11 protein-coding genes are annotated in these 13475 nt (G+C 72.6%); 4 read left to right on the forward strand and 7 right to left on the reverse strand.

What is annotated here, in order from left to right:
• Positions 1-20: 20 nt before the first annotated feature.
• The gene (locus CHF15_RS06850) at positions 21-509 is read right to left on the reverse strand and encodes a TIGR00725 family protein (protein ID WP_089222737.1); all 489 of its coding nucleotides are present in this window, start codon (positions 507-509) and stop codon (positions 21-23) included.
• 63 nt (positions 510-572) lie between these two features.
• On the opposite strand from CHF15_RS06850, the gene CHF15_RS06855 reads away from it, so the two are divergent.
• Positions 573-1775 carry a glycoside hydrolase family 3 N-terminal domain-containing protein gene (locus CHF15_RS06855; RefSeq protein ID WP_245938707.1) on the forward strand — a complete coding sequence of 401 codons (1203 nt, stop codon included), beginning with the start codon at positions 573-575 and terminating at the stop codon, positions 1773-1775.
• A gap of 32 nt (positions 1776-1807) precedes the next feature.
• Here CHF15_RS06855 and CHF15_RS44745 read toward each other — a convergent pair whose 3' ends face one another.
• Positions 1808-1957 carry a hypothetical protein gene (locus CHF15_RS44745; protein WP_179279686.1) on the reverse strand — a complete coding sequence of 50 codons (150 nt, stop codon included), beginning with the start codon at positions 1955-1957 and terminating at the stop codon, positions 1808-1810.
• A gap of 249 nt (positions 1958-2206) precedes the next feature.
• Here CHF15_RS44745 and CHF15_RS06860 point away from each other — a divergent pair, with 249 nt between their 5' ends.
• Positions 2207-3559, forward strand: a complete 1353-nt coding sequence (locus CHF15_RS06860) for a diacylglycerol kinase family protein (protein ID WP_089222738.1) — start codon at positions 2207-2209, stop codon at positions 3557-3559.
• A 427-nt stretch (positions 3560-3986) separates the two neighbouring features.
• On the opposite strand, the gene CHF15_RS06865 is transcribed toward CHF15_RS06860, so the two are convergent.
• The 5 genes from CHF15_RS06865 to CHF15_RS06885 all read right to left on the reverse strand — a co-directional run bounded on the left by CHF15_RS06865 (position 3987) and on the right by CHF15_RS06885 (position 9803).
• Positions 3987-5015, reverse strand: a complete 1029-nt coding sequence (locus CHF15_RS06865; protein WP_089222739.1) for a LacI family DNA-binding transcriptional regulator — start codon at positions 5013-5015, stop codon at positions 3987-3989.
• A 10-nt stretch (positions 5016-5025) separates the two neighbouring features.
• The gene (gene rhaS / locus CHF15_RS06870) at positions 5026-6108 is read right to left on the reverse strand and encodes a rhamnose ABC transporter substrate-binding protein (protein WP_089222740.1); all 1083 of its coding nucleotides are present in this window, start codon (positions 6106-6108) and stop codon (positions 5026-5028) included.
• 98 nt (positions 6109-6206) lie between these two features.
• Complete coding sequence (locus CHF15_RS06875) at positions 6207-7238, reverse strand: ABC transporter permease (RefSeq protein ID WP_089222741.1); 1032 nt, start codon at positions 7236-7238, stop codon at positions 6207-6209.
• Complete coding sequence (locus CHF15_RS06880) at positions 7231-8286, reverse strand: ABC transporter permease (RefSeq protein ID WP_089222742.1); 1056 nt, start codon at positions 8284-8286, stop codon at positions 7231-7233. The genes CHF15_RS06875 and CHF15_RS06880 overlap by 8 nt, the downstream gene beginning before the upstream one ends.
• Complete coding sequence (locus tag CHF15_RS06885; RefSeq protein WP_089222743.1) at positions 8283-9803, reverse strand: sugar ABC transporter ATP-binding protein; 1521 nt, start codon at positions 9801-9803, stop codon at positions 8283-8285. The genes CHF15_RS06880 and CHF15_RS06885 overlap by 4 nt, the downstream gene beginning before the upstream one ends.
• 312 nt (positions 9804-10115) lie before the next feature.
• On the opposite strand from CHF15_RS06885, the gene rhaI reads away from it, so the two are divergent.
• Together rhaI and CHF15_RS06895 are read left to right on the forward strand one after the other, a co-directional pair.
• Positions 10116-11282 carry an L-rhamnose isomerase gene (gene rhaI / locus CHF15_RS06890; protein ID WP_089223106.1) on the forward strand — a complete coding sequence of 389 codons (1167 nt, stop codon included), beginning with the start codon at positions 10116-10118 and terminating at the stop codon, positions 11280-11282.
• Between the two features lie 49 nt (positions 11283-11331).
• Complete coding sequence (locus CHF15_RS06895; protein ID WP_089222744.1) at positions 11332-13377, forward strand: bifunctional aldolase/short-chain dehydrogenase; 2046 nt, start codon at positions 11332-11334, stop codon at positions 13375-13377.
• Positions 13378-13475: the final 98 nt, after the last annotated feature.

Here is a 13475-nt window from a genome sequence, read left to right on the forward strand (position 1 = left end):
AGCATGTCCTCCCCGGTCGCTCAGCCCTCCGGGGAGGACTCCGCGAGCGCGGCCTCCACGGCGTCGACGGCCTCCTCGGCGGAGGCCGCCCGCAGGAACGTCTCCCCAGGTCCGGGCCCCCGCACGTCCCAGCCGCCGACCACGACGACCGGCTTGCCGGTCCGCAGGGCGAGCGCCACCTCGCTCAGCGTGCCCCAGCTGCCGCCGACCGCCACCACGGCGTCGGCCGCTGCGACGACGAGGCCGTTGCGGAGTTCGCCGAGGCCGGTGGCGATCGCCACGGTGAGCGAGGGGTCACCCGCCCGGCGGTCCCGGCCCGGGAGGAGTCCGACAGTGGTCCCGCCCTGCGCGCGGGCCCCCTCGGACGCCGCGCCCATCACCCCGCCGAGCCCGCCGCAGACGACGACGGCGCCGCGCCGGGCCAGGAGTTCGCCCACCCTGCGGGCGTCCTCGCGCTCCCGCCCGGTGGCCTCGGCCGGCCCCACCACGGCGACATAACGGCTCGTCATGACCCCTCCCCCGGCGTCCCGCTCCGATTGACAGAGAGGACAATCAGGATATTCGCTGCACGGGTGACCTCGTATGCCCGCACCTCCCGCCGCGTGTCCCTCGCCCTGCTGGCCACGACGATGGCCCTCGCCGCCTGCCAGGGCTCGCCGTCCTCCCCGGAATCCATGGTCGCCACGGGACGGCCCGCGGCCACCACCGCCCCGAAGGCGTCCTGTGTGGACCGGGTCCTGGCGGCGATGAACGACACGCAGCGCGTGGGCCAGCTCTTCATGGGCGCTGCCCAGCTGCCCACGCCGCCGAAGGCGGACCTGGACGCGATGCGGTCGTACGCCGTCGGGTCGGTGTTCCTCGCGGGCCGCAGCACCTCCGGGGTGACGAAGACCCGGTCCCTGGTGGACGGGCTGCAGAAGTCGCTGGGGGTGACGGTGGCGGGACAGCGGATCGGCCTGCTGGTCTCCACGGACCAGGAGGGCGGCCAGGTGCAGGTCCTCAAGGGCACCGGCTTCTCCACGATCCCCAGCGGCAAGACCCAGGGCACCTGGTCCACCGCCACGCTGCGCTCGCGCGCGGAGACCTGGGCGAAGGAGCTGAAGAAGGCGGGCGTCAACGTCAACCTGGCTCCCGTCGCCGACATCGTCCCCACCTCGATCGGCACCGCGAACGCCCCCATCGGCCGCTACGGCCGCCAGTTCGGCTCGACGTCGGGCGTGGTGTCCCCGCACGTCACGGCGTACGTCCAGGGCTCGAAGACGGCCGGGGTGCTGACCACACCCAAGCACTTCCCCGGCCTCGGCAGCGTCAAGGGCAACACCGACACGACCGCCTCGGTGACGGACACGACGCTGACCCGCACCGGCAGCAACATCGCGCCCTTCCGCGCGGGGATCTCCGCGGGCGCGGGGCTGGTGATGGTGTCACTGGCCACGTACAAGCGCATCGACCCGAAGCACAAGGCCGTGTTCTCGTCGGTGATCGTCGATCAGACCCTCCGCCGCGACCTGGGCTTCAAGGGCGTCATCATCTCCGACGACCTCGGCAAGGCGGCCTCCGCCCAGTCCACGGCGCTCGGCCAGCGCGCCCTCTCCTTCCTGCGCGCCGGCGGCGACCTCACCCTCACTGTCTCCCCCAAGGGCATCCCCACGATGGCCGAGGGCATCCGCTACGCCATGCGCCACGAACCGAAGGTACGGACGCTGGTCTCGAACAGCGTGCGCCGCGTGCTGACCGCCAAACAGGCCGCGGGCGTGCTGCGCTGCACGACCTGACGCTCCGGCGCCCGCCCCGGGCGGGCCGCCGGTCAGCCGGCCTCGATCGTCGCCGCCAGGGTGGCGACGATCGAGGTCAGCTCACGGGCGGTGAGCACGGTGTCCACGAACTGGCCGTACGTGTCGCGAAGCTCGAACGCGCCGTCGGGGCGTTTGCCCGGCCCCGGGGAGTCCCCGGCCACCGCCCTCCCCCACTTCGTCGAGGAACTCCCGGACGCTGTAGGCGCGTCTGCCGAACGAGATCGCCGGTGTCTCCACCGCCCACAGCAGGTTCTCGTCCGTCGGCGGTGTTTGCGTCGGCTTACGGTGACGGTGCGTGAGGTCCGCCGCCGGATGCCCGGGACCGTAGCACCCGGGAACGGAGGCCGGATCGCCACCCGGGGGAACGGCCGGGATGGCGGGCCGGGGCCGTGGGGTGGCACTGTCGAGGCATGGAGCCGCTCTCCCGCAGGCACGTCGCGCAGCGCTGGCTGGCCCGCCTGGCCCTGACCGCGGCGGGGGCGGCCGTGGCGCTGCCGCTGGTGGTCGCCGGACTGCGCAGCATCGCACTGGTGGGCGCCGCGCTGGGCGGCACCGCGCTGACGGCGGCGGGGGCGTGGTGGGTGCTGACCCGCCGCGGTGTGGTGCGGGCGCTGGCCGTGCTGCTGACCGCTGCGACCCCGCTGGTCGTCCTCGCCTACTACGACCGGGCCAATCTGCTGTGGGTCGTGGTCACCTCGCTCGGCCTGTGGGCGCTGGCCGTCGCCGCCGGACGCAGCGCGGTGCGCGCCACCCGGGCCCACGAGGCGCGGCTGAGGGAGCGGATCGCGGCCCGGCCACGGCGGCCGTTCCTGATCATGAACCCGCGCTCAGGCGGCGGCAAGGTCGGCGAATTCGGGCTGAAGGAGAAGGCGGAGGCGCTCGGCGCCCGGGTCGTGCTGCTCGACCCCGACCATCCGCAGGACGTCGCCGAGCTCGCCCGGCGGGCCGCGGACGAGGGCGCCGACCTGCTCGGGGTGGCCGGCGGGGACGGCACGCAGGCACTGGTGGCCGGGGTGGCGGCCGAGCGGGGACTGCCGTTCCTGGTGATCTGCGCGGGCACCCGCAACCACTTCGCCATGGACCTGGGTCTGGACCGCGCCGACCCCGCGGCCTGCCTGGACGCGCTCAGGGACGGCGTGGAGCTCCGGGTCGACCTCGGCTACGTCGGCGACCGGCCCTTCGTCAACAACGTCTCGTTCGGCGCCTACGCGGCCGTCGTGCAGAGCCCGGCGTACCGCGACGACAAGGTCGGCACCATCCTGGAGCTTCTGCCCGACCTGCTCACGCACCGCGCCGGGCCCCGGCTGACGGCGACGGCCGGGGACGCCGTCATCGACGAGCCGCAGGCCGTACTGGTGAGCAACAACCCGTACCGGACCGACGACCCGGCCGGGCTCGGCCGCCGGGACCGTCTCGACACCGGTCTGCTGGGGGTGCTGGGCGTCAAGGTCGACAACGCGGCCCAGGCCGCCGGACTGCTGATGGGCCCCCGGGTGGCCTCCGGGCTGACCGTGGCGACGGCCCGGGAGGTGCTGACCACCGCCGACGCCGCCGAGATCGACGCGGGCGTGGACGGCGAGGCCCTCGTGCTGCCCACCCCCGTGCGCTGCCGCGTACGCCCCGGCGCGCTGCGCGTCCGGGTGCCGCGCAGCCGCCCCGGAGTGCCGGCGACGGGTGTCCGCACGGATTGGCGGCGGCTGCGCAAACTCGCGCTGACCATGGGCCGCACGGCCGCCGGCCGCCCGCACCGGCCCGGCGCCTGATCAGGCCGGTGGCCCCGGCGAAGCGGAGACCCCCACCGGCGCCGGTGCTCCCGAACCCGTGCCCGGTCCCGTCCCCGTACGCACGTGCACGCAGATCAGCGGCCGCGCGGCCAAAACCAGCACCTCACGGGCCGCACCACGACCGGAGCCCCAGACCCGCCGGATCGACCCGGCACCTGATCAGGCCGGTGGCCGCGGCGACGCGGAGACCCGCGCCGCCACCGGCTGCCCGGACGGGCTCAGCGCCTGATCAGGCCGAAGTCGCGGACCACCAAACCGGACTGGAGCACGACCCACCGGCGCCCGTGCTCCTGAACCCGTGCCCGGTCCCGTCCCCGTACGCACGTGCGCGCAGATCAGCGGCCGGGCAGCCGAAGCCAGCGCCGCACCGCGACCCGGCCCGGAACGGCACCCGGCCGGGCGCGGCTCAGCGCCTGATCAGGCTGGAGTCGCGGACCACCAGTTCCGGCTGGAGCACGACCCGCCGGTGCCGGTGCTCCCGGGCCTGCGGCCCGGTCTCCTCCAGCAGCATCCCGGCGGCCAGCGCGCCCATGCTCGCGGCGGGCTGCCGCACGGAGGTGAGCGGCACCGCCGCCGCGGCCGCGAACTCGATGTCGTCGTAGCCGACGATGGCCATCTCGCCGGGGACGTCCACCCCCGCCGCGTACAGCGCCTGCAGCACCCCGAGGGCGAGCAGGTCGTTGGCGCAGAACACGGCGGTCGGCCGTTCCGGGAGGCCGAGCAGCCGGTGGCCGGCGTCCCGTCCGGCCGCGACGTCCAGCCGCTCGGTGGGCAGTTCGCGCAGGGTCTCCGGCGGCAGTCCGGCCTCCTCCAGGGCCGCGAGGGCGCCCACGCGCCGGTCCCGGACCTGCTGCAGGTGCCCGGGCCCGGAGACGTACGCGATCCTCCGGTGCCCGGCGGCCGCCAGGTGGCCCACGGCCATACGGCCGCCGGCCACGTCGTCGACGGACACCGAGCACTCGGAGGTGCCCGCCGCGACCCGGTCGACGAGGACGAAGGGGATGCGGTGCCGCCGGAACGCGGCGAGGTTGCCGCCGTCGGCGTCGGCCGGCGTCACCAGCACCCCGCGCACCCGCTGCTCCGCGAAGAGCGACAGGTACGCGGCCTCCTCCTGCGGGTTCTGCGCGCTGTTGCAGACCATCACGCCGAGCCCGGCCTCCCGGGCCGCCCGTTCCGCGCCGCGTGCCACGTCGACGAAGAACGGGTTGCCCATGTCGAGCACGAGCAGGGCCATGATCCTGCTGCGGCCCGCCCGCAACTGCCGGGCGGACTCGCTGCGTACGTACCCCAGCCGGGCGATGGCGCGCTGTACACGGACCCGGGTCGCCTCGGGGACCGCGTCCGGCCGGTTGATCACATTGGAGACCGTGCCCACGGACACCCCCGCCTCACGGGCGACGTCCTTGATCCCCACCGTGCGGCCCTTCTCCGCCACGCCCGGGCTCTCAGAACTTGAACTGGTCGATGTTGTCCTTGGTGAACACGGTCGGCTTGCCGAGCACCACGACGCCGTCCTTGCCGATGGTGTAGCTGCCCATGTCACCGGCCTTGAAGCTCTGGCCCTCGGCGCCGGAGATCTGGCCGGAGGCCAGGGCGACCGCGGCGTACGACGCGAGCGAGCCGAGCTTGGCCGGGTCCCACAGCTCGAAGGCGTCGACGGTGCCGTTCTTGACGTAGGCGCGCATGTCGTTGGGCGTGCCGAGGCCGGTCAGCTTGACCTTGCCCTTGTACTTGGAGCCCGCCAGGTACTGGGCGGCCGCCTTGATGCCGACCGTGGTCGGGGAGATGATGCCCTTCAGGTTGGGGTACTGCTGGAGCAGGCCCTGGGTCTGCTGGAAGGACTGCTGGGCGTCGTCGTTGCCGTAGGCGACCTTGACCAGCTTGACGTCCTTGTACTTGGGGTCCTTGAGCTCGTCCTTCATGAAGTCGATCCAGGTGTTCTGGTTCGTGGCGGTCTGCGCCGCCGAGAGGATCGCGATCTCGCCCTTGTAGCCGATCTGCTCGGCCAGCAGCTGCACCTCGGTGCGGCCCAGGTCCTCGGAGCTGGCCTGCGAGACGAACAGGTCGCGGCACTCGGGCTTGGTGTCCGAGTCGTAGGTGACGACCTTGATGCCGTTCTTGCGGGCCTGGTTCAGCGAGGTGCACAGCGCGCCCGGGTCCTGCGCGGAGACGGCGATCGCGTCGACCTGCTGCTGGGTCAGGGTGTTGACGTAGCTCACCTGGCCGGCGGTGTCGGTGCCGCTGCTGGTGCCGACCTCCTTGTAGGAGGAGCCCAGCGCGTCCAGGGCCTGCTTGCCGCCGCCGTCGGCGATGGTGAAGTACGGGTTGTTGACCTGCTTGGGCAGGAAGGCGACGGTCAGGCCCTTCTTGGTCGCCGCGTTGGGGTCGGCCGACGCGGTCGCCTTGGCGCCGCCGCCGCTGTCCTTGGAGGAGTTCTTGGTGGTGCCGCCGCAGGCCGTGGCGCCGAGCGCGACGGCCGCGGTCACGGCGACGACGACGGTGGCTCGACGGGTGAGGGTTCTGGACATGGTGATCCTTTCGCTGCCGGTGCGGGCGCCGGAGTGAGGACGGGAGGTGGTGCGGGGGGTTGTGGTGCCGTGTGACGTGTGCGGGGGGAGGTGGGGGTTCACGAGGCGGCGAGCGCGGCCGGGGCCTTGTCGGCCGACCTCCTGCGCGCCCTGGCCTGCGAGACCTGGCGGCCGATCCTCGGGGCGAGGACGGAGATCACCAGGAGCACTCCGGTGACGACGATCTGGGACTGGGCCGAGACGTTGAGCAGGCTCATGACGTTCTGGCCCGCGCCGAGCAGGAACACACCGGCGATCGCGCCGCCCAGGGTGCCCTTGCCGCCGTCGAAGTCGATGCCGCCGAGCAGGACGCCCGCGATGACGGACAGCTCGAGGCCGGTGGCGTTGTCGTAGCGGGCGCTGGCGTAGTGCAGCGCCCAGAAGACCCCGGTGAGGGAGGAGATCAGGCCGGTCGTCACGAACATCGCCAGCTTCAGCCGCCGCACGCGCACTCCCGCGAACCGGGCCGCCTCCTCCGAGGCGCCGACGGCGAACAGGGAGCGCCCGACGGGGGTCGCGTGCAGCACCAGGACGGCGATCAGCAGGAGCACGGCGAAGGGGATGGCCGCGTACGGGATGAAGGTACCGTCGATCCGGCCGGCGCCGAAGTCGAGGTACTGCTGCGGGAAGTCGGTGACGGAGTCCGCGCCCAGCACGATCTGCGCGATGCCGCGGTAGGCGGCGAGCGTGCCGATGGTGACGGCGAGCGAGGGCAGGCCGAGCCGGGTCACCAGCAGGCCGTTGACCAGGCCGCACAGGGCGCCGAGGAGCAGGCAGATCGGGATGATCGTCTCGATCGCCATGCCCCCGTTCCACAGCGCGCCCATCACGGCGCCGGACAGGCCGGCGGTCGAACCGACGGACAGGTCGATCTCACCGGAGACGACGAGCATGGTCATCGGCAGCGCGATGAGCGCGATCGGCAGGGTGTTGCCGATCAGGAAGGACACGTTCAGGGCGTTGCCGAAGTTCTCCACGAAGGAGAAGGAGCAGATCAGCAGGACGACGAGCAGGGCGCCGACCGCGGTGTCCCAGCGCACCGCGCCGCCGAGGCGGGCGAGCGGGGCGGGGGCCTTGGTGGTCTCAGGCATGGTGGGCACTCCTCATCTGTGCGGCCCGCTTGCGGAGGACGCCGGCCACCCGCAGCGCCACGATCCGGTCGACGGCGATGGCGAGCAGGAGCAGGACTCCGTCGATGGCCAGCACCCACACCGAGCTGACGCCGATGGAGGGCAGGACGCTGTTGATGGAGGTCAGCAGCAGGGCGCCGAGCGCTGCGCCGTACACGGTGCCGGAGCCGCCGGTGAAGGCGACGCCGCCGACCACCACGGCGCTGACGACGGTCAGTTCGTAGCCGTTGCCGGTGCCGGAGTCGACGTTGCCGAACCGGGCGAGGTAGAGCGCGCCGGCGAGTCCGGCGAGCGCCCCGCACACGACGTACGCGGTGAGGATCCGCTTGCGGACCGGTACGCCGGCCAGCCTTGCGGCCTCGGGGCTGGAGCCCAGCGCGTACAGGTCGCGGCCGCCGCGGTAGCTGCGCAGGTAGTAGCCGGCGGCGACCAGCACCGCGAGCGTCAGCAGCGCGAGGTAGGGGATCACCGACAGGCCGTCGTGGCCGAAGTCGACGAAGCTCGCCGGCAGGTCGTTCGCGGTGATCTGGCGGGAGCCGACCCAGATGGAGTCGATGCCGCGGATGATGTAGAGCGTGCCCAGGGTCACCACGAGCGCGGGGACCTGACCGAGGCTCACCAGCAGGCCGTTCAGCAGGCCGAAGAGCACGCCGAGTCCGACCGCGATGAGCACGGCGAGGAGCGGGTTGCCGCCGCCGTGCAGGTAGGTGCCGGCCGCGAAGGCCGAGATGCCGAGCACCGAGCCGACCGACAGGTCGACGTTGCGGGTGATGACGACCATGGCCTGGCCGACGGCGACCAGCACGAGGATGGTGGCGTTCAGCAGGAGGTCCTTGACGCCCTGCTGGGAGAGGAACTCGCTGTTGTAGATCTGCGTCGCGGCCAGCATGACAAGGAGCACGGCGAGCACGGCGAGCGCCCGCAGTTTCAGCACCCGGTCCAGGAAGCGGCGGGACGCGGTCGGTTCGTCCGCGGCGATCTGCTGCGGGGTGTCGGCGGTCACGGTCACGCCGCCCTCCTCACGCGGCCGGTCGCCGCCGCCATCACGGATTCCTCGGTCGCCTCCGACCGGGGGATCTCGGCCGTCAGTCGTCCCTCGTGCATCACCAGGACGCGGTCCGCCATGCCGAGGATCTCCGGCAGGTCGGAGGAGATCATCAGTACGGCCACGCCCTCGGACGCGAGCCGCGACAGCAGCCGGTGCACCTCGGCCTTGGTGCCGACGTCGATGCCGCGCGTGGGCTCGTCGACGATCAGCACCCCGGGCGCCGTGGCGAGCCACTTGGCGAGGACGACCTTCTGCTGGTTGCCGCCCGAGAGGGTGCCGACGACGTCGGCCAGCCGGGCGTACTTCACCTGGAGCCGCACGGCCCAGTCCAGGGCGCGGCTGCGCTCGGCGCCACGGCTCATCAGGCCGCCCTTGGTGGTGGCGGCGAAGCCGGTCAGGCCGATGTTGCGCTCGATGGACATGTCCATCACCAGGCCCTGGGCCCGGCGGTCCTCGGGGACCAGCGCGATCCCCGCGGCCATGGCCAGGCTGGGCGCGCCGCCGCGCAGCGGCTTGCCGTCGACGACGACCTCGCCGGCGTCCCGGCGGTCCACGCCGAAGACGGCCCGGGCGACCTCGCTGCGCCCGGCGCCGACGAGGCCGGCCAGGCCCACGATCTCGCCGCGGCGCACCTCGAAGGAGACGTCGGTGAAGACGCCTTCGCGGGTGAGCCGGCGCACGCTGAGGGCGACCTCGCCGATCTCGGCGTCCTGCTTGGGGTAGAGCTCGTCCAGGTCGCGGCCGACCATGCGGCGCACCAGGTCGTCCTCGGTGAGCCCGTCGAGGGGCTCGCTGGCGATCCACGCGCCGTCCCGCAGGGTGGTGACCCGCTGGCAGAGGGCGAAGATCTCCTCGAGGCGGTGGGAGATGAAGAGCACCGCGGCGCCCTGCTCGCGCAGGGACTTGACGACGCCGAAGAGCCGGGCGACCTCGCTGCCGGTGAGCGCGGCGGTCGGCTCGTCCATGATCAGGACGCGGGCGTCGAAGGAGAGCGCCTTGGCGATCTCCACCAACTGCTGGTCGGCGATGGACAGTCCGCGGGCCGGCTGCTCCGGGTCGAGGTCCACGCCGAGGCGGCGGAAGAGCTCGGCCGCGGCCTCGCGCACGGCCTTGTGGTCGACCCTGCCGAGCGAACGGCGCGGCTGCCGGCCGACGAAGATGTTCTCGGCCACCGACAGGTCGGGGAAGAGCGTGGGCTCCTGGTAGATGACGGCGACCCCCGCGTCACGGGCGTCCCCCGGGCCGTGGAACTCCACGGGCCGGCCGTCGAGCAGCACCGTGCCGGTGTCCGGGCGGTGCACACCCGCGAGGGTCTTGATCAGTGTCGACTTGCCGGCGCCGTTCTCGCCCGCCAGGGCATGGGCCTCGCCGGCGTGGAGCCGGAGCGATACACCGCGCAGAGCGCGAACGGCACCGAAGGACTTGCTCACCCCCTCGAGCGCGAGCACCGGAGTGGTCTCCGGTTCGGGGTGCGTCATTGCGCCCTCCTGCTATGAAATGTTTCAACGGAGTTGCCGGGAAGCTAGCCCCGCCCCGCGAAGGCGTCAAGAGCTGCCGCCTCCCCCTCCTGACCTGCACCCTCGCGAAACTCGCAGGTAACAGCCCTGACAACACCGCACGAACAGCAACAACGCGCTTCCGTAGGGCGGATGACACGATTCAATAACGGGGATCCGGACCGGCAGACCCCTTGACGACCAGCGGTGGACGTGGATAGCTTCACAGCCGAATGAATCGATTCACTGGAAGCCGGTTCACTGAGCCGATTCACCGAGCCATCCGAGGTGGACATGCCTGACATCGCAGCCGTCAAGGCCGCACTCACAGCCCAGCGGATCGAGACGCCGTCCTGGGGTTACGGCAATTCCGGCACCCGTTTCAAGGTCTTCGCCCAGGCCGGGGTGCCCCGTGACCCGTACGAGAAGCTCGACGACGCGGCCAAGGTGCACGAGTTCACCGGCGTCGCCCCCAAGGTGGCCCTGCACATCCCCTGGGACCGGGTGGACGACTACACCGCGCTCGGCGCCCACGCCAAGGAGCGCGGCCTGGAGCTCGGCGCGATCAACTCCAACGTCTTCCAGGACGACGACTACAAGCTCGGCAGCGTCTGCCACCCCGACCCGCGGGTCCGCCGCAAGGCCACGGACCACCTGCTGGAGTGCGTCGACATCATGGACGCCACCGGTTCGAGCGACCTCAAGCTCTGGTTCTCCGACGGCACCAACTACCCCGGCCAGGACGACATCGTGGGCCGTCAGGAGCGTCTCGCCGAGGCCCTGGCCGAGGTCTACGAGCGTCTCGGCGACGACCAGCGGATGCTGCTGGAGTACAAGCTCTTCGAGCCGGCGTTCTACACCACCGACGTCCCGGACTGGGGCACCGCCTACGCCCACTGCCTCAAGCTCGGCCCCAAGGCGCAGGTCGTCGTCGACACCGGCCACCACGCGCCAGGCACCAACATCGAGTTCATCGTCGCCTTCCTGCTGAGCCAGGGGAAGCTCGGCGGGTTCGACTTCAACTCCCGCTTCTACGCCGACGACGACCTGATGGTCGGCGCCGCCGACCCCTTCCAGCTCTTCCGGATCCTGCACGAGGTCGCCAAGAACCGCGGCCTCGAGGCGGAGACCGGCGTGGCCTTCATGCTCGACCAGTGCCACAACATCGAGGCCAAGATCCCCGCGGTCATCCGCTCGGTGATGAACGTCCAGGAGGCCACCGCCAAGGCACTCCTGGTGGACCTCGACGCCCTCGGCGAGGCGCAGCGCTCCGGTGACGTCCTCGCCGCCAACGCCGCCCTGATGGACGCGTACAACACCGACGTGCGCCCGCTGCTGCGAGAGGTGCGCGAGGAGCGGGGCCTGGCCCCCGACCCCGTCGCCGCCTACCGCGCCTCCGGCTGGCAGGAGCACATCGTCGCCGACCGCGTCGGCGGCACCCAGGCCGGCTGGGGCGCGTAGGCACCGCCGTCCCGCTCCTCCTCGTTCCTCCCCTCCCGAAGGACACCCCATGGCACCCGCCACCCATCCGGAAGTCGCCGCACTGCTGGAGCGCGCCCACCGCCTGGGCGCCGACCCGCGCAACACCAACTACGCCGGGGGCAACGCCTCCGCCAAGGCCACCGCCACCGACCCCGTCACCGGCGGCGCCGTGGACCTGATGTGGGTCAAGGGCTCGGGCGGTGACCTGGGCACGCTCACCGAGGCCGGCCTCGCCGTGCTGCGCCTGGACCGGCTGCGCGCCCTGACCGCCGTCTATCCGGGCCCCGAGCGCGAGGACGAGATGGTCGCGGCGTTCGACTACTGCCTGCACGGCAAGGGCGGCGCCGCCCCGTCCATCGACACGGCCATGCACGGGCTCGTCGACGCCGCCCACGTCGACCATCTGCACCCCGACTCGGGCATCGCGCTGGCCTGCGCCGCGGACGGCGAGAAGCTCACCCAGGAGTGCTTCGGCGACAAGGTCGCCTGGGTCCCGTGGCGCCGTCCCGGCTTCCAGCTGGGCCTCGACATCGCCGCCATCAAAGAGGCCAACCCGCAGGCCGTCGGGGTGATCCTGGGCGGTCACGGCATCACCGCCTGGGGCGAGACCTCCGAGGAGTGCGAGCGCAACGCCCTGTGGATCATCCGCACCGCCGAGGAGTTCCTGGAGCGCCAGGGCAGGCAGGACCCGTTCGGCGCGCCGCTGGCCGGCTGGGAGCCGCTGCCGGAGGCCGAGCGCCGGGCCCGGGCCGCCGCCCTCGCCCCGGTCCTGCGGGCGATCTCCTCCCAGGACCGTCCTCAGGTCGGCCACTTCACCGACTCCGCGCCCGTCCTGGACTTCCTCGCGCACGCCGAGCACCCCCGGCTGGCCGCGCTCGGCACCTCCTGCCCGGACCACTTCCTGCGCACCAAGGTCCGCCCGCTCGTCCTCGACCTGCCCCCGACGGCGCCGCTCGAGGACGCGGTGGCCCGCCTGGAGGAGCTGCACGCCGCCTACCGCGCCGACTACCAGGCCTACTACGACCGGCACGCCACCGAGGACTCCCCCGCCATCCGCGGCGCGGACCCGGCGATCGTCCTCGTTCCCGGCGTCGGCATGTTCAGCTACGGCAAGGACAAGCAGACCGCGCGCGTCGCGGGCGAGTTCTACGTCAACGCGATCAACGTGATGCGCGGCGCCGAGGCCGTCTCCGCCTACGCCCCGATCAACGAGGCGGAGAAGTTCCGCATCGAGTACTGGGCGCTGGAGGAGGCCAAGCTCCAGCGGATGCCGAAGCCCAAGCCGCTGGCCACCCGCATCGCCCTGGTCACCGGGGCCGGTTCGGGCATCGGCAAGGCCATCGCGCACCGCCTCGTGGCGGAGGGCGCCTGCGTGGTCGTCGCCGACCTGAACGAGGAGAACGCCCGGGCCGTCGCCGAGGAGCTGGGCGGCCCGGACCGCGCGGTCGCGGTCACCGTGGACGTCACCGGCGAGGAGGCCATCCGCGCCGCCTTCGACGAGGCCCTGCTGGCCTTCGGCGGCGTGGACCTGGTGGTCAACAACGCGGGCATCTCCATCTCCAAGCCGCTGCTGGAGACCACCGCACGCGACTGGGACCTCCAGCACGACATCATGGCCCGCGGCTCCTTCCTCGTCTCCCGCGAGGCGGCCCGCGTGCTCATCGCGCAGAAGCTCGGCGGTGACATCGTCTACATCGCCTCCAAGAACGCGGTCTTCGCCGGCCCGAACAACATCGCCTACTCCGCCACCAAGGCCGACCAGGCGCACCAGGTCCGGCTGCTGGCGGCCGAACTCGGCGAGCACGGCATCCGCGTCAACGGCGTCAACCCCGACGGGGTCGTCCGCGGCTCGGGCATCTTCTCCTCGGGCTGGGGCGCGCAGCGCGCCGCGACGTACGGGGTGCCGGAGGAGAAGCTCGGCGAGTTCTACGCCCAGCGCACCATCCTCAAGCGCGAGGTGCTCCCCGAGCACGTCGCCAACGCGGTGTTCGCCCTGACCGGCGGCGAACTGACGCACACCACGGGTCTGCACGTCCCTGTCGACGCCGGCGTGGCCGCGGCGTTCCTGCGCTGACACCGGCCGCACCGCGCGGGGGAGCCGGCCGGCCGGCTCCCCCGCACCCGTACCACCCACCGACCCCCCGCGGCGGCCGCGCCGCACCGACCGCACCC

The sequence above is a fragment of the Actinacidiphila glaucinigra genome (assembly GCF_900188405.1).
GTDB classification, from domain to species: Bacteria; Actinomycetota; Actinomycetes; order Streptomycetales; family Streptomycetaceae; genus Actinacidiphila; species Actinacidiphila glaucinigra.